Source organism: Photobacterium sp. GB-72 (assembly GCF_003026095.1).
Lineage (GTDB): Bacteria > Pseudomonadota > Gammaproteobacteria > Enterobacterales > Vibrionaceae > Photobacterium.
The window spans coordinates 91,645-110,567 of sequence record NZ_PYNV01000015.1 but is presented as its reverse complement, the minus strand read 5'-3'; the positions used below and the strand labels follow the sequence as shown (position 1 = coordinate 110,567).

21 protein-coding genes are annotated in these 18,923 nt (G+C 38.7%); 15 read left to right on the top strand and 6 right to left on the bottom strand.

The features are described 5' to 3' along the window. Positions 1-99: 99 nt before the first annotated feature. Positions 100-909 (bottom strand): sulfite exporter TauE/SafE family protein, encoded by an 810-nt coding sequence (locus C9J40_RS16325; RefSeq protein WP_107247454.1) that lies wholly within the window; start codon positions 907-909, stop codon positions 100-102. A gap of 248 nt (positions 910-1,157) precedes the next feature. On the opposite strand from C9J40_RS16325, the gene C9J40_RS16320 reads away from it, so the two are divergent. The 14 genes from C9J40_RS16320 (at position 1,158) to C9J40_RS16255 (ending at position 13,250) form a co-directional block, all read left to right on the top strand. Then, positions 1,158-2,138 (top strand): DUF1852 domain-containing protein, encoded by a 981-nt coding sequence (locus C9J40_RS16320; RefSeq protein ID WP_107247453.1) that lies wholly within the window; start codon positions 1,158-1,160, stop codon positions 2,136-2,138. A 48-nt stretch (positions 2,139-2,186) separates the two neighbouring features. Next, on the top strand, positions 2,187-3,215 hold the full coding sequence (locus C9J40_RS16315) for a methionine synthase (protein WP_107247452.1): 1,029 nt from the start codon (positions 2,187-2,189) through the stop codon (positions 3,213-3,215). A gap of 220 nt (positions 3,216-3,435) precedes the next feature. Beyond that, positions 3,436-4,227, top strand: a complete 792-nt coding sequence (locus C9J40_RS16310) for a phytanoyl-CoA dioxygenase family protein (RefSeq protein WP_107247451.1) — start codon at positions 3,436-3,438, stop codon at positions 4,225-4,227. A 330-nt stretch (positions 4,228-4,557) separates the two neighbouring features. Then, entirely contained in the window at positions 4,558-5,736 is a 1,179-nt protein-coding gene (locus C9J40_RS16305) for a hypothetical protein (protein ID WP_107247450.1), read from the top strand. Between the two features lie 145 nt (positions 5,737-5,881). Beyond that, positions 5,882-6,457 carry an RNA polymerase sigma factor gene (locus C9J40_RS16300; protein ID WP_107247449.1) on the top strand — a complete coding sequence of 192 codons (576 nt, stop codon included), beginning with the start codon at positions 5,882-5,884 and terminating at the stop codon, positions 6,455-6,457. A gap of 262 nt (positions 6,458-6,719) precedes the next feature. Beyond that, on the top strand, positions 6,720-7,349 hold the full coding sequence (locus tag C9J40_RS16295; protein ID WP_107247448.1) for a PepSY-associated TM helix domain-containing protein: 630 nt from the start codon (positions 6,720-6,722) through the stop codon (positions 7,347-7,349). A gap of 17 nt (positions 7,350-7,366) precedes the next feature. Next, positions 7,367-7,891 carry a DUF2271 domain-containing protein gene (locus tag C9J40_RS16290; protein WP_107247447.1) on the top strand — a complete coding sequence of 175 codons (525 nt, stop codon included), beginning with the start codon at positions 7,367-7,369 and terminating at the stop codon, positions 7,889-7,891. Positions 7,892-7,904: 13 nt separating this feature from the next. Beyond that, complete coding sequence (locus C9J40_RS16285; protein ID WP_107247446.1) at positions 7,905-8,735, top strand: DUF4198 domain-containing protein; 831 nt, start codon at positions 7,905-7,907, stop codon at positions 8,733-8,735. 90 nt (positions 8,736-8,825) lie between these two features. Next, on the top strand, positions 8,826-9,143 hold the full coding sequence (locus C9J40_RS16280) for a hypothetical protein (protein WP_199187125.1): 318 nt from the start codon (positions 8,826-8,828) through the stop codon (positions 9,141-9,143). After that, positions 9,140-9,727 (top strand): hypothetical protein, encoded by a 588-nt coding sequence (locus C9J40_RS16275; RefSeq protein ID WP_107247444.1) that lies wholly within the window; start codon positions 9,140-9,142, stop codon positions 9,725-9,727. Before C9J40_RS16280 ends, C9J40_RS16275 begins: the two co-directional genes overlap by 4 nt. 57 nt (positions 9,728-9,784) lie before the next feature. Then, entirely contained in the window at positions 9,785-10,693 is a 909-nt protein-coding gene (locus tag C9J40_RS16270; RefSeq protein ID WP_107207881.1) for a metal ABC transporter solute-binding protein, Zn/Mn family, read from the top strand. Continuing rightward, entirely contained in the window at positions 10,690-11,448 is a 759-nt protein-coding gene (locus C9J40_RS16265) for a metal ABC transporter ATP-binding protein (protein ID WP_107207883.1), read from the top strand. Before C9J40_RS16270 ends, C9J40_RS16265 begins: the two co-directional genes overlap by 4 nt. Beyond that, positions 11,448-12,323 carry a metal ABC transporter permease gene (locus tag C9J40_RS16260; protein ID WP_045082039.1) on the top strand — a complete coding sequence of 292 codons (876 nt, stop codon included), beginning with the start codon at positions 11,448-11,450 and terminating at the stop codon, positions 12,321-12,323. Before C9J40_RS16265 ends, C9J40_RS16260 begins: the two co-directional genes overlap by 1 nt. A gap of 12 nt (positions 12,324-12,335) precedes the next feature. Then, positions 12,336-13,250 carry a metal ABC transporter solute-binding protein, Zn/Mn family gene (locus C9J40_RS16255; RefSeq protein ID WP_107247443.1) on the top strand — a complete coding sequence of 305 codons (915 nt, stop codon included), beginning with the start codon at positions 12,336-12,338 and terminating at the stop codon, positions 13,248-13,250. A 178-nt stretch (positions 13,251-13,428) separates the two neighbouring features. On the opposite strand, the gene C9J40_RS16250 is transcribed toward C9J40_RS16255, so the two are convergent. The 4 genes from C9J40_RS16250 to C9J40_RS16235 all read right to left on the bottom strand — a co-directional run bounded on the left by C9J40_RS16250 (position 13,429) and on the right by C9J40_RS16235 (position 16,843). After that, positions 13,429-13,983: a manganese efflux pump gene (locus C9J40_RS16250; RefSeq protein ID WP_107247442.1), complete on the bottom strand. Its 555-nt coding sequence runs from the start codon at positions 13,981-13,983 to the stop codon at positions 13,429-13,431. Between the two features lie 120 nt (positions 13,984-14,103). Then, positions 14,104-14,619, bottom strand: coding sequence for an NUDIX hydrolase (locus tag C9J40_RS16245; protein ID WP_107207885.1), 516 nt, complete (start codon positions 14,617-14,619; stop codon positions 14,104-14,106). A 12-nt stretch (positions 14,620-14,631) separates the two neighbouring features. After that, positions 14,632-15,684 carry a GGDEF domain-containing protein gene (locus tag C9J40_RS16240; RefSeq protein WP_107247441.1) on the bottom strand — a complete coding sequence of 351 codons (1,053 nt, stop codon included), beginning with the start codon at positions 15,682-15,684 and terminating at the stop codon, positions 14,632-14,634. Between the two features lie 235 nt (positions 15,685-15,919). Further along, complete coding sequence (locus tag C9J40_RS16235; protein WP_107247440.1) at positions 15,920-16,843, bottom strand: alpha/beta fold hydrolase; 924 nt, start codon at positions 16,841-16,843, stop codon at positions 15,920-15,922. Between the two features lie 271 nt (positions 16,844-17,114). On the opposite strand from C9J40_RS16235, the gene galE reads away from it, so the two are divergent. Then, on the top strand, positions 17,115-18,134 hold the full coding sequence (galE, locus tag C9J40_RS16230) for a UDP-glucose 4-epimerase GalE (RefSeq protein WP_107247439.1): 1,020 nt from the start codon (positions 17,115-17,117) through the stop codon (positions 18,132-18,134). A 93-nt stretch (positions 18,135-18,227) separates the two neighbouring features. Here galE and C9J40_RS16225 read toward each other — a convergent pair whose 3' ends face one another. Next, on the bottom strand, positions 18,228-18,827 hold the full coding sequence (locus C9J40_RS16225; protein ID WP_107207893.1) for a DUF2238 domain-containing protein: 600 nt from the start codon (positions 18,825-18,827) through the stop codon (positions 18,228-18,230). Between the last annotated feature and the right edge of the window lie 96 nt (positions 18,828-18,923).

The window sequence follows — 18,923 nt, the reverse complement described above, 5'->3', positions numbered from 1 at the left end:
TCTTAGCATTTCACCCTGAGCGAATAAAAAAATGAGTGTGTTAACTTAATAATCACTAAGTTAACCACTCATTTTTTTATTCTAGTGCACATGCTTGGTTTAACTAATCACCATATTTGTCGCCATTGCTAGTAATAATGCTGAGAAGATTTTTTTAATGATTGGCACAGGTAAATAGTTTGTTGCCTTAGCGCCTAGTGGAGCGGTAAACCAAGATGTACAAACAATACCGAATAATGCGGGTAGATAAACAAAACCGGCAAAGCCATCAGTAAGAGAAAGATAGCTAATGCCTGAGCTGACATAACCGATAGAGCCAAAGAGTGCGATAACAATGCCACAAGCAGAAGCACAACCGATAGCTTTCTTCATATCGAGAGAGAAGAAGGTTAACAAAGGCACTAACAGTGCGCCGCCACCAATACCAATCATGGCCGACAATCCGCCGGTAATTGTTGTTAAAAAGGTAAGAACAAAATTATTGGGCATGTTACGTGTTGTTGCTGTCTCTTTTTTTGTACTGCTATAAAACATCTTCAGTGCAATGAGTGCCACACTGACAGCAAATACAATACGAACAACATTACTCGGTAATAGAGCCGCTAAAAACCCACTGATAAGTGCGCCTAAGGCAACACCTGTCATTATCCATGGTGCTAGGTTCCATGGCACATTGCCATTTTTGTGGTGAGCGATGGCAGAAGACGTTGAAGTGAATAATATGGATGCTAAGGAAGTAGCAATAGCGACGATAACCACTTGTTCAGGCGGTAAAATGGCGAAATGAAGCAAGATAATACTCAGAATGGGTACTATAACAAGTCCTCCTCCTATACCTAATAATCCTGCCAAAAATCCAACACCACTGCCAAGTAAAGCGCAGTATATTATTAACAATAATTCATTCATTTCTTTGTCTTCTTATATGTGGTTAGCGGTTAACGCATTGAATAAAAATAGATATCCTTTCTATGTGATGAGAACTATAACTTACAAATTTGTAACAACTCAAACGTAACCACTTGAGTTTTTTTCATGTTGATAGTGAAAGAAATACGCTTTTATTGATCGAATACTCTACGTATAAATAAATACAGACAACTCGACAGCTTCTACGAACGTCATCATTTATTTCAGCTAATAGGATATCGGTCGCCATGAATAACGATTTTACATTTACAATAAATAAGACTGGCCTTGATGAAAATTATCATCCCGCTAGCAATACGCGTATTACTACCAATTTCGCTAATTTAGCGAGAGGGGAAAGTCGTCAACAGAACTTACGCAATGCGTTAAAGATGATCGATAATAGCTTTAATGCTTTAGCGAATTGGGATAACCCCGAAGGTGATCGTTATTCTGTTGAGCTTGAAATTGTCTCGGTTGATATCGACATTGAAGGACAGGGGCAAACATTCCCATCGATTGAAGTATTAAAAACCCACATTATTGATAATAAAACTAACCAGCGTATTGAAGGGATTGTCGGTAACAACTTTTCTTCTTATGTGCGTGATTACGATTTCAGCGTACTACTGCAAAACCATAATAAAGGTAAGCCACAGTTTAGTATTCCAGATAACTTTGGCGAGCTGCATGGCAAAATCTTCCAGAGCTTTGTTAACTCTGATGTATATAAAGACAATTTTAAAAAGACACCGGTGATTTGTTTATCTGTATCTGATAACAAAACCTATTTCCGCACCGAAAATCAGCACCCAGTATTGGGCGTGGAATATAAATCCAATGAGTCGTCATTGACCGAGCAGTATTTCCAAAAAATGGGCTTACAGGTACGTTACTTCATGCCTGCAAACAGTGTTGCTCCTTTGGCGTTCTACTTCTTTGGTGATTTATTAAATGATTACACCAACCTTGAGCTGATCAGCACCATTAGCACCATGGAAACCTTCCAAAAGATCTATCGACCAGAAATCTATAATGCAAACGCAGTGGCTGGAAAGTCCTATAAACCCAACTTAAAGTGCCCCGATCATTCACTGACCAAAATCGTGTATGACCGAGAAGAGCGCAGCAGGTTGGCAGGTGAACAAGGCAAATTTGCCGAGCAGCACTTCATCAAACCGTACCAAACCGTGCTTGAGCAATGGTCAGCGAATTTCGTGACTAGCTAACATCAACATTGCTTTCATCATTTATTACAACATAGGACGTTAACTATCATGAAAACATTATTACCGACATCAACAGCAGGAAGCTTACCGAAACCCGATTGGTTGGCAGAGCCTGAAAAACTTTGGTCAGAGTGGAAGTTGGAAGGGGATGCATTAGCGGTAGGAAAACAAGATGCGCTACGTTTATCACTGCAAAATCAACAACAAGCAGGAATTGATATTGTCAGTGACGGTGAACAAACTCGCCAACATTTTGTAACTACCTTTATAGAGCACCTCAACGGCGTTGACTTTGAAACCCGTAAAACGGTTAAAATCCGAGACCGTTATGATGCCAGCGTACCTACTGTTGTTGGTCCTGTTTCTCGTCAAAAATCGGTGTTTGTTGATGATGCTAAATACCTTCGTCAGCAAACTAAACAACCGATCAAATGGGCACTGCCTGGTCCTATGACTATGGTTGATACTCTATATGATGCGCACTACAAAAGTCGTGAAAAACTGGCATGGGAATTTGCTAAAATCCTTAATCAAGAAGCCAAAGAATTAGAAGCAGCAGGGGTTGATATTATTCAATTTGATGAGCCAGCCTTTAATGTATTCTTTGATGAGGTTAATGAATGGGGAATTGCCTGTTTAGAAAGAGCCATTGAAGGGCTGAAGTGTGAAACTGCTGTTCATATTTGTTATGGCTATGGCATTAAAGCCAATACTGATTGGAAGAAAACACTCGGTTCAGAGTGGCGTCAATACGAAGAGGCGTTTCCTAAACTGCAGCAATCTAATATCGATATTATCTCGTTAGAATGCCATAACTCTCATGTACCCATGGATTTGCTAGAGCTTATTCGTGGAAAAAAAGTGATGGTAGGGGCGATTGATGTTGCCAGTGATAAAATTGAAACGGCGGAAGAAGTCGCGGATACATTGCGTAAAGCACTTAAATTTGTTGATGCTGATAAACTCTACCCATGCACCAATTGCGGCATGGCACCGCTAGCCCAGCATATCGCACAAGGCAAACTTGAAGCCTTAAATGCAGGGGCTGAAATCATTCGAAAAGCGCTTTCAGCTTAGAAGGTTTGGGTATCACCGTGTGTAAATGTACTTTATTGATAGCGTGATATAGTGCATTTACATAATCAAATTATCTCTTTTTCAGAAGCTCTAAATTCTTTAAATAAACAACACGCGTTTAGAATACTCTGACATACTTGCTTATCACTATTATCGTCTGGCACTATTCGCCAAAGAATACCGTAATCAGTCAACGGTATAGAGAATGTGAAGGTCGTCAGTGTTATTCAATAGCCAACAATTAAGTCAGCAATACGAAGAATTAGGTTACTTCGTTATTCGCAATTATTTCAGTGAAGATCAGATAACTTCACTCAGAAAAGTCGTTTTAACTTTTCATGAATTATGGAAAGCTGACAACAAAGAGTTCTATCAAGAAGAAGCATTTAACTCATCTTTGATTACTGGAAGCCAGTATTTATCTATCGCAGAGAGAACGGAACTATTTGACTTTATTAGTTCAAAAAAAATCATGGATGTGGTTGATACCGTAATACCTAAAAATCCTGCTTTCATGAATACTCAACTGTTCTTTAATCCGGTGAACCCGCAACAAAAAGACTTTTGGCACCGTGACTGTCAATATGATTATGATATTGAAGACCAAATGAGAGTCATATTAGAAACGCAAGTATTGCACCTTCGTGTCCCTTTATTTGATGAACCCGGTATGGAAATAATACCCGGCACGCACAAGCGATGGGATAATGAAGAAGAATACAATGTTCGCCAAGAAGTGAATGGCAAAGTCAGCCATGATAGCCTTTCTGGTGGGAAGAAGATTGCATTATCGGCAGGTGATTTATTGGTATTTTCAGCAGATATGATTCATCGTGGTTTATACGGATTAGATCGCTTAGCATTGGATATTTTAATTTTTGATTCGGCATCTGATTATGTTGATTACGTTGATGATGATTGTTTACCTACTCAATTAATATTGCAAAAGATTGCTGACCCACGATTGTTTATTAATACGCTACAGCTTAAGTCAATGGCGTGTGCTTCATAACACATATTAAAATTGATGCTTGAAAGGGAATTCAACATCAAGTTCACATCAAAGTTTATATAATAACTTCCTTTTTCTCGAATTAACAATTCTAACTGTGTAGTGAATAGTTATAATTAATAGCGATACTTAAATGTTATTAATTGCGTCATGTTTAAATTCCAATTCATATTATCTATCCCAATGCGTATTTCTTATATTTGAGAAAGCAAAAAATTAATAAAATTTATTGTGACTTTTTTAGTTGTTGCTGAGTTTGTGTAAATACAGCCGGGCATTGCCATGGACTGAATATAAATAAAACAAAGTAACAATTAAAGGAGTAGTATCATGAAATCAACAATTACTGCGGTGTCTGCTGCGGTTGGTATGCTGTTATCTTCAGTCACCTTGGCTGAACAAATTAGCATGTTTGATTATGATGAAGCGACATCAGCGTATGAGGATGCATATTTAGATGCGCAATTTGATTTACGAGATGGAAATCAAGATCAAGCCAGTTATAACGCTGTTGTTAGTGCAAATTATGATCGTGTATTTTCCTCGGCAAATCGTAATACGCGAATTGAGTTCGTCGGTGATACAAACATCAGTCAAGGCCCGAATAGTAATGATGAACGTAAAGAAAATTACCAAGCTTTATCTGCGCTAACCAATGATATGTACTTTAGCCCTAAGAAAAGTGATTTCTTTTGGTATGGGAAAGCAGAAGTTGGTGCCCAGACTGATATGAAAGATCCCTTTACTAAGTTAACGGCAGGTTTAGGTTATGGGCGAGTGGTAAATGCAACTCCAATGGCAAAAGCGATCCGTGTCGTTCAATCTCTTCAAGAACATGGTTTATTAAGAGGAAATGTTAGCCGAGAAACCTATCAAAATGTGGCACAAGTTATAGCAAGAGAAGCAGCTTATCGCAGCCGTTATGGCTCTGCTGATTATGCCGAATATTGGGTTGAAGATATTGGTAAAGCATTAGGTGATAAACTGAGCGCACGCGGTGCAATAAACTCTTACGATGTATTGATGAATGAGCGCATTTCAACCCGTAAATATGGCTGGCTAGTCAGAGCTGGTGCTGGTGCGGTATTGACTAACTATGATGGTTCAGATAGCAAACCAGCGCTTGAAGTGGGAGCGGAATACCATTATCCAATCAATAACCAAACCCAATTTTCAAACGAAGCAATTTTAACCGCCATTTTGGATGATGGTAATAATGGCTTTAACGCAACCAATACAATGTTTTTAACGTATGAGCTACGTGACAATATTGATTGGGAGAACGCATGGTTACTCACTTATGCTTCAAGTGATAAATCAGAAGATTTGATGACCAATAGTTTACGTTCAACATTCCGTTACTATGTTTCTAATTTTATTAGTTTATCTGTAACTGGCGGCTTGTCTAAAACTGAAGATAATATTGACTATGATGGAACAACAAACACTAATCGAAATGATGATATCGATACAACGTTCCACTTTGGCTTAACGTACCGTCTTAAGTAATAAATTAAGTTCTAAACGCTAAAACACAGACTTTCTTTTTTATAAGACAAGTCTGTGTTTTTTTTTGCATATAGTAAATATGTATTGCGATTAACATGATTTTTTTGTCATTGAAATAATATAAAATTACTATACGGATATGCTAATGAATATATTAAATAATGGTTTGTCAAATGAAAGCGATTTACTTTATGTTTTTCAAAATAATAGATTAAAAAGGAATGAAATATTTTCATTGTTAATGAAATATTATTGGCAATCTTTATATTCAAGATGTAGATATAGATTAAATGATAGTGGCAGTATTGATGATGTTGTTCAGGATGTTTTATTAAGGATTTACCAAGCACTACCAAAATATTGTCATCAAGGTGTTTTTAGAACATGGATTTATACAATTGCAGATAATGTTTGTTATTCTCACTTAGCAAAAAAGATGAGATATAATAAAAAAAACATTTCGATAAATAATATTGAGCCAGTAAGTCATTATAGTCAGGTCAATATAGATGATAAAATTGATATGGATATATTGCTCGATGAATTATCTTACAGTGAAAAAGAAATTATTGATTTACGATTTTATCAGGATCTAACATTATTAGAAATTAGTGATATTTTATGTATAACAATTAGTGCTTGTAAAATGCGCCTATATCGTGCGCTAAAGTTACTTCATGGCATTCTGTTTAGAAAAAATATCAGAACAATATCTATTTAGTTTTATTAAAACGCCTAATGGATTTAGCAGCATTAAGATGTTGAGTTCGTAAACCGTAAAGACGTTGCAGTAAAAGCCAGTTGAACCTTTGTTTGATCGGCTTTTTTGTTTTCATTCAACTGGTTATGTCTTTTGGTTGGCGTTTTATTACTCCCTTCATAATGTCCTCTACTGACTAACGTAAACAATGTAAATTGAATGCCAATAAGAACGATTATCAATTAAATTACTGCCATTCTAGGTAGGTAGCTAGTTTTTTACTATGGTGTTAAAGCAAAAAAATGTCCAATTGTGGGCACGTCGTCTTCATATTTACATTTCAATGGCGTTGTTATTGATTGTTTTATTTTTTGCCATTACTGGCATTACTTTAAATCGTCCTGAGTTGTTTGTATCTGATACACCCAGTGTGACAGAGCAAAAAATTACCATACCTACTTCATTGCTTTCGTCTGAACAAGGTCCGTTTGTACCTAACAAATCGGCTTTGATCAGTTATCTCTCTAAACATACCGATGTGCGTGGTACGGCTTCTGGTATTGAGATCTTTACCGATCTAGAGGATGACGAATTAGTCGAAGGCGAGATCTCATTAGATTACAAAGGCCCTGGTTATAACGCTGTGGTCTTTATTGATATGACAACCGCACAAGCGAATATCGAAATCACCAATTATGGTGTTATTGCGCTACTTAACGATCTTCATAAAGGTCGTAATAGTGGCGAGGTTTGGAAGTGGTTTATTGATATTACTGCGGCTTTGATGATCTGTTTTGTGTTAACGGGTGTGTGTTTGCTACTACCGAAAAAGAAAACACTTAATACATCAATGAAGTGGATGAGTTTCGGCTCAGTTGTTACCGCCATTATCTACATTGTATTTGTTCCATAATATCTAGCAGGTTAACGATGACCATTAAAAATAAATTAAAAAAGACCGTACTGGCAACGTTACTGCTGGCACCTTTATCAACGGCATGGGCGGCACCTTTGCCAGAAACCGCTCAGTTAGATGTTGAGTTAAGTTTACCTAAAATTGAAACCTCAATGTATGCCCGTCCTTATGTCGCAGTGTGGATTGAAAACAGTGAACGTAAACCCGTAAGAACGATGCAGCTTTGGGTCGGTAAAGACGAATGGTTGAAAGATTTACGTAGCTGGTGGCGCAAAGTGGGGCGTTATGACCGAGAACTTGTTGATGCTGTTACATCTGCCACACGTCCGGTCGGTGAATACCGTTTTTCATGGGATGGCTTAGATGATAAAGGCACCCGTGTAGAGCAAGGGGATTATACCTTTTACGTTGAAGTGGTACGTGAACATGGCGGACGTAACTATTTACGCCAGAAATTAACGCTAGGTGAAAGTGCTGTTAGCCATGTTTTAGCACCAACACAAGAAACTGGCACTATCAAGATTAACTACAAACTCTAAGTGAATTGTCATCATGAATAATAAATTAAAAGCAGTATCTTTAGCATGCCTAGTGACAGCGGGTTTAGGTGTGGCATCTGTTGCTCAAGCACACCCACGTTGGGTATTACCTTCACATTTCACTGTTTCCAAAGAGGGTGGTGATTGGCTGTCATTTGATGTGACAGCGTCACACGGAACATTTGTTTTTGATAAGCCAGCAAGCATTGAAACGACACAAATTGTTATGCCTGATGGTCGTATTGCTTACCCTAATTTTACCATTCGTGGTAAACGTCGTGCGATTTTTGATTTCTTCTTTGAAGAAGAAGGTACTCATAAAGTACAAATTAATCAGACACCTAGATACTACACTTTCTACAAAGCTGGACGTCGTGATACTGAAAAACGTATGGAAGCGAATAAAGCGGATCGTATGACAATACTCCCGGAAAAGTCGCGTGACGTTGTCACTCAGGTGAGTTATACCCGTGCAGAAAGTTATGTGACTGTTGGGAAACCATCAACAAAAGCGATGGAACTGACAGGTAAATATCTTGAAATGGTACCTGTTACACACCCATCTGACATTGTTGAAGGCGAGCCAGTAACCTTCCAATTTTTCTTTAATGGCAAACCGCAAGCAGGAGTAACGGCGGACATTACACGTGAAGGAACGCTGTACCGTAACCACCAAGAGCAAATTGATGTGGTAAGTGATAAAGACGGCAAGATCACCTTCACTCCAGAAGTGGCGGGGCGTTACCTAATGAAGTCAAATTATAAAGGTATGGTTGAAAACGATCCTATGTACGACCGTGCAAACGTCAATGTTCACTTAACTTTTGAAACCTTACTTCAGTAATACAACTTCTGGTTAAGGCGTGAATCCATCACGCCTTGATCTCTGCATTCTTTAAGCCTGTCTTTGGGCTTGTTTGAGGTTTTTATGACAATGAAATCATCCATTATTGCGGCATCTTTACTTTGTTTAGGGACTTTTTCAACGGCAGCATTTGCTCATTTTCCACTAATGAGTTGTTGGTTTGAAGCCGATAAAGTGTTGTGTGAAGCCGGTTATAGTGATGGCAGTACCGCAGTGGAATACAACGTTGATATGTTTGATTACGACGATAACTTAATCGCGAAAGGCATGACAGATAAGCGCTCAATCGCTGAGTTCACCAAGCCTGATACTGACTTTTATTTGGTTTTTGATGCTGGACATGAGAATCCTGTTGAAGTCGATGTTGTTGAGATAAAAGAAAAATGATCCGTCAAACTGTTCGCTCTGATAATGGAGATCGAGAAGGTAAGTGGGTCGCCTTATGTATTGGATTAATCTTGTTGGTGTCTTTTGTTTTACTTCCTTATCACCAAACCAAGCAACCCAAATCGGCACTGCTTTCGCATCAAATTTCAATTACTGATTTAGCCGCTGAAGAAATCGCTATGATTGCGGAATTACGGCTTGCTCATGAAGAAATCCGTAACTTATATCAAGATAGCCAGTTAAGTGCTGCTGTTGGTCAATGGCCACAAATCTCTGAGCTTCAAGAGTTTTGGATTGCTCCTTTTGTGACAGATAAAAGTTGGGAGCGAAAAGGTCGTCATCAGTGGGCACTGATAACTGATGCTATCTATCAAGGTGTGAGGTCGGATGATAAAGGCGCGATGTCGATAGTGCTTAATAGTCATTCAGCGTCTCCCGATATTTGGCTCGCGATGAACGATAATGTGAGCTTACTTGATGCCAATACATTACGCGATTTTGATGGCAAACATTTAATCAATAATGGTTGGACGCAAATTGTGTTTAACGATTCTCCTAATAACAACGGATCACACAATCACTAATAACGGCGCTTTGGTTTTATTGCCGTTAATCTTTACTGTACCGAGATTTAGATAACAATGAATAAATTAATTAAATCTAGCCTTACTGCCATAGCATTGCTTGTGAGTATGAATAGCTTTGCTGCTGATAAAAAGACCATTGGTATTACTTTGCAGCCTTATTACAGTTATGTAAAAGCGGTTGTTGGTGATAAAGCAGAAATTTTGCCATTGGTTGATGCAGGTTTTAATCCCCATAACTATTTACCTCAACCTAATGATCTTAAACGTCTAAAAGAGATGGATATCATTGTGGTTAATGGTATTGGTCACGATGATTTTGCGTTGAAAGTTATTCAAGCAGCAGATCGTGATGATTTGATTGTCATTGAAGCTAATAATGATGTGCCACTGTTGCCTGCGATGGGGCAGTCGGTTGGTAATGGCGCTGTGAATCCCCATACGTTTGTTGGATTATCTACCACGATTCAGAAGGTTTATACCATTGCTAATGCATTAGCGAAAATTGATCCTGACAACGCCGCTGAATATCGAAAAAATGCCCGTGATTATGCTAAACAGTTTCGTTTAATGAAGCGTGATGCAATGTTAACGCTGGGGGATTTAGATACAGCGGGAATGAAAGTTGCGACTACGCACAATGCGTATGGCTACTTATTGCAAGAGTTTGGTGTTGATGTTGCTGCGGTGATTGAACCTGCGCATGGTGTAGAACCAAGTGCAAGCCAACTACAAGAAACCATTGAGAAAATTAAACAATCAGGCATTGACGTTTTGTTTTATGAATTAAACATGCCTAATCGTTATGTCGATACCATTGAAAAGGCAACAGGTGTTCAGTTATACCGTTTTTCTCACATGACACATGGAGACTATGACGGTAAGAAAGTTGAACTTGAGATGAAAGAAAACCTTGCCACATTAGTTGAAGCAATCAAGTTTGCTGCAAATAAGGATCAAGCATGATCATCGGTCCTAGCATTCAGTTAACTAACGTTAACCTTCAATACGGTCCTAATCAGATTTTATCTGAAATCACTCATCAATTTGACGGTGGACAATGCCATGTGGTGATGGGACCTAATGGTGGCGGTAAAACATCATTGCTACGTTCTATTTTAGGCTTAACACCGTTTCGTGGGCAAATTGATATTTTATGGGATGAATCTGTTAATAACGGTAAAGCCGGTACGATTGGTTATGTGCCACAAAAAGCAATGTTTGAACAAAGTCTACCGTTAACCGTGATGGATTTTATCTTATTAAATCAAACCCGTTCACCTTTGTTTTGGCGCCAACGTCAGAAAGATAAACAAATTGCATTAACGCAACTTGATCGTGTCGGTATGGCGAATCGTGCAGATCGTCGTATGGGGCAATTATCTGGCGGTGAACAGCAGCGTGTGTTGTTTGCTCAAGCACTATTAGATAATCCTGATTTACTGGTACTTGATGAGCCAACGACGGGTATGGATGAGCAGGGTGTGCGTTATTTAGAATCGCTTATCCATGAATTTGTTAACCAAGGTAAAACTGTATTAGCGGTTCATCATGATGTGACAGCGGTTCGACGTTTAGAAGCGCAAGTTCATGTGGTCAATCGTGTGTTAGTTGATAGCGGTGATCATAGTCAAGTATTGGTACCAGAGAAGATTGAACGTTTGTTTAATCATTATTCACAGCCAGCAGTCTCTGCGTCTAATCAATCAGAGGTGGCGTAATGGAACTATTAAGACATTGGGCACAACTCGGTGTTGATGCTGGTTGGTTAAGTGACAGTTTCTCTTATGCCTTTATGGTTAATGCAATCGTAGCTGCACTGTTGCTTGGGCCTCTTTTAGGTGGTTTAGGTACCTTAGTGATAGCTAAACGTTTAGCTTTTTTTTCTGAAGCTGTCGGTCACGCCGCTCTAACGGGTATTGCCTTAGGTGTATTGTTAGGCGAGCCGCCAGAAAATCCATTCATTGGTTTATTTAGCTTCTGCATGATTTTTGCTTTATTGCTGCATTTCGTGCGAAATCGAACCAATGTACCTTACGACACATTAGTCGGTGTTTTCCTCGCGTTAGCATTAGCGGTTGGTGCTGCATTGTTGATGTATGTAGCACGTAAGATCAATATTCACATGTTAGAAAACGTCTTGTTTGGTTCAATCCTAACGGTAACAGATCAAGATTTGATTGTTCTTGCGATCAGTTGCGCCTTAATTGTACTGCTCTTAATACCGACGTTTAATCGGATTTTATTAACCTGTATTAGTCCTGATATTGCGCGAGTTCGGGGCTACAAAACCAATTTTTACGATTACCTCTTTGTGATGATGATAACGCTGGTCACGATTGCATCTGTGAAAATTGTTGGAGCAGTGTTGGTTGGGGCGTTGCTATTGATCCCTGGCGCAACGGCGCGGTTATTAACCAAGAATATGGGCAGTTTTGTTTTATTGTCGGCTCTACTAGCCACAATAAGTTGTGTTATTGGTACGGTATTGCCAATGGAATTAAAACTTCCAGTTCCATCAGGCGCTGCGATTATTATTGTTTCTGCTATCTTTTTCATGTCAGCAACGATGTACCGCATTATTCGTAAAAGTTAATCAGGAAACCACATGTTTTTGTTGAATAAATTTTCTATCTCCATGCGCAAAACGCAAACTGTGTTATTCGGTGCCTGTTTAAGTGCTGCCGTTTTACTGCCAACAAGTGTTGCTTACGCCAAAGACATTTTAACAGCAACGCCTGTGACTTATATGTTAGCGACAGCGTTGACTAAAGAGACAGGGATCACGACAGAGTATTTGCCTCCTAAACGCTACGGTGTAACGCGCTTACCTAACTGGTTTTCAACCAAAGGGGCTGATGTTGCTTCAAATGCCAGTAAAACAGCAAAAGCAGCGATTACGTTAGGCGCCATTTGGCCGAAAGATCCGCTCTTTGTTCATGCGCGTGAGGGCAATATAAAGATTGTTGAAATTGACGCATCTCAAGCAATTTCGTCACGCGCACAAGGTGTAGCGGCACTGCGTTTATCCGACGGGACTACGTCGTTATATGCATGGCTAAATCCGACCAACTTAACGCGCATGGCAGCAATTGTAAGCGATGACCTCCAGCGTTTATGGCCTGAAAAGGCCCTGCAAATTGAAAAAAATCAACAAGCTTTAATGATAGATATTCGTAAGTTGATTAATCGTCAACAAGACACTCTTATGCAAGCGGATGTTAATGCTGTTGTATTACTTTCTGCAGAGCTAGAAGATTTTGCATCAGGTAATCAGCTATTTGTTGTTGAGCGTATGACGAAACCAGAATTGGAATGGACAGATGCCGATAAAGCGCAGTTAAGCCGAGTGTTAAAAGAAGATCCTTCACTAACTATTTTGACAACTAAAGCGTTAAGTCAAAATATGAAAGCATTCGTTTCTACTGGTACCAAAGTGATCGTGATTGATAGCCTTGATCGTTGGGGGCGGGGGGGTATTGATACGAATAAGCCACTAACGCGCTGGGAAGTAAAACTTTAAACTAAGCTGTTATCGCGATGTAGTCATTGATTTGTAAATAAAGTGTAGCGATTAATTGCAATACTTAAATAGTCTAAGCGTCCACTGCTGATGACGTAGTCGCTACTTATTTATTCTGTTTTCTACGAGAATTAAGTAGCACTGCTTTGCCCAGCTTAGTGCTGGGCTTTTTTATTGGTTAGAAAGTGAAAAGCAAAGATAGTACACCTAACCCAATGAGTAATGTGCCAGAAATGATGTCGTTATATTTACCAATCACTTTACCAATCACATAATTGCCTAAATTATTGCCGGCATAGGTTAATCCAATACCAGTAATAAAGGTTAATGCTACAACTAACATGATATTTAGATGAGTAATACTACCAAGAATACCCACTCCAATATTATTAATTGAAAGTAAAAAACCTAATATAACCGCACCTTTAATGCTTATATCTCGGGGTTTCTCTTGTGTTATTTGTTGTTTTTTAACTAAATTTGCAACAATAAACCAAGCCCCCATTAGAATAAAAATGATTGAACCTAATTCATTCGAAAATTGGTGAGGAACAAGGTGAGTGATCAGTTGACCAAACAGCATGGATAAATAGGTAATGAAAGTGGTAATAAATGAAATGATCATATTCGATGAAAGAGGAATATCTACACTTTTAACTCCGTATGTTAAACCTATGACAAAATTATCGAGGTTAGAGGATAGGGTAAATAATAATGCGAGAAGAAAAGACATGAACTACCGCTCCATAAAGTGTTCTTTATAGTCTTTTACTGTGAGAACGACGAACAATATGTATGGGTAGTTATTTTCCAGATATGGTTTTTACGCTGAAATCGGCTTCAGCGCAAAAAATTATAGGAGTCCAGCTAAACGTGCTTTAAGAAAAGCAGACAGGGTTTTGTTATCTTTAACTTCATTTTTTACGATTTTTTGCTCGAGTTCAGTTACCGAAAGGGTAACAACTTCGATAATCTCATCATCATCAAGCTGACCAATGGTTGGGGCGAGATCTGTTGCAACGAAAAGGTGTTGGATCTCATCGCAAAAGCTAGGTACTGGTAGTAATTCTCCTAATGACTGCCAGCTTTCTGCTTTTAAATTGGTTTCTTCAGCGAGCTCTCTTTTCGCACAAAGAAAAATATCTTCATTCGGCTCTATTGTTCCAGCTGGAAATTCCAAAATCCATTGGTTAATCGCAGGACGATATTGGTTAACTAAAACAAGATGTCCTTGGCTATTAATAGGAATAATGACCACAGCCCCAGGATGCTTAATTGATGTAAATGTTACTTGTTTATTATTCGGCAGTACGTGCGCTTGTTCTTCAACTGAAAAACATTTCCATTGGCACAGTATTTTAGAAGACATGCTTTAGCACCTTTATTCATTGGTTGCTATTTGATTATATCCCCAACGTTTCGCACGCATCAATGCACTCTCTGCTTTAATGTAGTCATACCTAAAATCTTGATGTTCAACGGTGGTTATACCAACACTGATCGTCATATTAATTTTATGACCAGATTCTAACTCTAAAGTCCATTTAGCGACCTCATTGCGTAATGCAATGGCTATAAACTCTGCTTTTTGGAGATCTGCATTAGGTATAAGAATACAAAATTCTTGGCAACTTAAGCGTGCAATTTGAACATCGGCATTACAAGTCTCTTTCATGCATTTTGCCAGCATCATAATAGCTTTATCACCCACATCGAGTCCGTATCGATCGTTAATGTCGCGAAGATTATCGATATCAATCAGTAGCATCGATATATCACGACGATAGCGTTTACAACGAGATGACTCATTAAGATAAAGAGGGATGAAGCCTTCACGGCTTAGAAGCCCAGTTAAGTAGTCATGCGTTGTGGTACGTTTAACTTGCATAATGGCATCATAGCGATGGCGAGAAAGTAAAAATGCCATCAAAAAAATTATTGAATAAGCACTGATGTTTTGTAATGCCGATGATATTTGTAAGTGTTTATTGGAAATTTCAGAAATACTCAGAACGATATAGATAAAACCAAATAGAGTGCTATACCATGCTGCTGTTTTTATCCTTAAAGCGAAAAAACACAACAGAGGAATGGTTAATCCAATTGTGTTACTGATGTGTCGTGCACCTTCAAAATAAAACCCACTAGCACAGACTAAGGTTGTCGCAATCAAGAATATCCAGAATAAGACTTTCGCTGAAAAAATAGAGCGGTTGAGGAGAGCAAGGCTATAACAAAGGAACATGCCAACGATACCGACAAGCGTGAAATAAAACTCAGCATCAGAAACGAAATAAGTAAATGCGATGACAGCACAAATAGCGCCAGAAAAAGGGAAAAGTAATGCGAGCTGTTTTTTAAGTGTTTTTTCGCTAAGTTCGATATAAGCAAAATTGGTGGGGTGGAGTTGATTGCTTTTGATTAATGTCGTCATAAGTTGGAAACGCCTTCGCACAGAATGAAAGAATACAGCATGTTGTGCACTGTGCGAGAATAGCAGCGTTTTACTCTATGTCTAATTTTTTTTGAAATTTAATGTAACGAGTTTTATCAAGAACAATAAAGAATAGAAACGATGATTTATTTTGTCTAACGTGTTAATAACGTTAGAAGCCAGCGATAATGAGGGAAGAATGTATCTTCCCTCTTATTTACTACTGCTCACTGATTTATTGTTGTAAAAAGTTATTAATCAGTTCAGATGTGAGGTGGGGTTGCTCATTAGTCACACCGTGTGCAGTATTTGGGATAACCACGATGGGTGCTTGAGTATATTTGCTGAGTTTGATGCCATTAGATAATGGAAATATCTTATCTTTTTCACCCCAAATGAGCATGAGTTTCGGCAAATGAGTAGGATCGAATTGCTGAATACGATCACGATCTAATGGCAGTGTTTGGATCAAACTGGTACGTTCTGGCTTCCATTGTGAAAAATAGCCTTGATAGATTTGCTCTGCAACAAAATCCGGCATTGGCTTTTTTTTCACAAAAACATTGTCGTATAAACGGCGAATACCGTCAGCACCATTCGGCACAAATAACGCTTCTGGTGTATTCACATTGGCACGTTTAACCAAATCAGCTAAGTCATTATCGCTAAAAAGCGGGCCTGGGCTAGCAATGATAATGGCTTTATTGATCCTCTCTGGTGTCGTCATCATATCGTAAGTAATAAAACCGCCGTAAGAGATACCAGCAACATTGATTTTTTGTAGTTTTAAGTGATCAACAAGTTGCCATATTGCTTGAGTTTGGGTCGCTAAACGTGCTTCTGCTTTACTTTTTGATTCACCAAACCACAATAAATCAGGCGCGATAACACGATAATGTTTGCTTAACTCAAGCATTTCAGCTTTCCATGTTGCCGCAGCTGTTCCGCCAAAACCGTGCAATAATAATAAAGGTTTACCTTGTCCACCTTCCCAGTAAGTCAGCGTTCCGCCTTCTTTTAATGCAAGGGAATGTTTAGTAAAACCATCATCATGTAGTACGGTTTGATCATGATCGGTTTTCCATTGAACCACTTCACAGCCATTGAGAAGAGGTAGCAAGCTGCATACCATCATAGTTATAGGAAATAAACGTTTCATAGTGACTCGATAGTTAAAAAAGCACCGCATAATAATACGGTGTTTTATAACAGCGGTGCAAGTCATTAAAACTGAAGATATTGTTTGTAATTGTAAACATAGATAATAAAGATTAAGTGCGTTCGATGGTAATATTAAGCATAACTGACTTGAAACTATGGTGATGAATCACGATAATTATTGTCAACTGATTGATTATCCATTTAATATGACGGCTTAATATAGCTTTGTATGAATGTGATAGCCTCTATTTTAAGGATTAGGAGACACTATGCGTGTTTTAGTTACTGGTGGCATGGGATATATCGGCAGTCATACTTGTGTACAAATGATTGAAGCAGGTATGACACCAATTATTGTCGATAATTTGTATAACAGTAAAGAAACAGTATTGGGTCGTATTGAAAACCTAACTGGCGTTAAACCTACTTTTTATCAAGGGGATATTCGCGATCGTGCTTTTTTAGATAAAGTTTTCGCTGAAAATGAAATTGATGCTGTTATCCATTTTGCGGGTTTAAAAGCAGTGGGTGAGTCAGTAGAGAAGCCTCTTGAATACTACGATAATAATGTTCATGGCACATTAGTGCTTGTTGAAGCTATGCGTGCGGCTGGTGTGAATGCATTGATCTTTAGTTCATCAGCAACGGTTTATGGCGATCCCGCTTCTGTACCAATTACAGAAGACTTTCCAACCAGTGCGACCAACCCTTATGGCCGTAGTAAGTTAATGGTTGAAGAGTGTTTGGCCGATATTCAACACGCTCATCCAGAAATGAGCATTACGTTACTGCGTTACTTTAATCCTGTTGGTTCGCACAAATCAGGCACTATGGGTGAAGATCCACAAGGTATCCCGAATAACTTGATGCCATTTATTTCTCAAGTTGCAGTTGGCCGCCGTGAATTCCTATCTGTGTTTGGCAATGATTATCCAACGATTGATGGCACTGGCGTTCGTGATTACATTCATGTCGTTGATCTTGCTGATGGTCACTTAGCAGCACTGAACCATAAAGGCTCTGAAGCAGGTTTACACATTTATAACCTAGGTACAGGTAAAGGTAACAGCGTACTGCAAATGGTTGATGCATTCTCTAATGCTTCAGGTGTGGAAGTGGCTTACCGCATTGCAGCGCGTCGTTCTGGTGATATTGCTGAATGTTGGGCCGATCCTGCAAAAGCAAAAGCAGAGTTACATTGGGAAGCGAAATTAACCTTAGATGATATGACACAAGATACTTGGCGCTGGCAGTCGACTAACCCAAATGGTTATCCAGACTCTGAATAATTAGCGTTAGCACTGAATTACGAATAATCAAAAGGCGCTCACTTTATATTGAAGTGAGCGCCTTTTTGATATGAGCATTTAACAGCAGATGTTTTAACCTTCGGTTTGCTTATAGGTTTTAAAAATAAAGAATAAGATCAAACTAAACACGGCACCTAAGGTGTCAGCTAACATATCTTTCTGAGCATCCCAAATATCTCCTTGAGAGCCTAAGAATTCAATGCCTGCTTCACCACCAGCACTTGCAGCGTACCACCATTCAATGATCTCATAACCAGCAGCAATCGCCATGACAGCAAATAAACCAAATAAACCGGCAATAAGCGGCTTACAATGGTCTTTTCTCACTAAATATTCAGCGATAGGGAAAGCATAAAAGCCAATTGAAAAGTGGGCAAGACGATCAAAATTATTACGTCGGGAACCAATTAAATCATTAAACCAATCAAATGGGACATTCGCAAAGGTATAGTGAGCGCCGATATTGTGTAGTACTAACCATACTGCCATTAAAGCGTAAGCAAGGTTACTAAAACGATAGTAACGGAAAGTGAAAATGAGTATTCCAAAAATAATAATCAGCGGAATGGCTTCTGCTATCCATACTTCTCTAAAAGCAGGGTTTATTCCTAAAATGATGAAAAAGAGGGTATAGGAAACGGCTAACCATAATGGGAATTTATTTTCTGACATCATACATCCTTATTGAATAAATCTTCGCTAGATTAGACTAAATGCTCATTGCTTTCCAATTCGCTTTTATCTACCGCTTTATGAGAAAATGAAAAA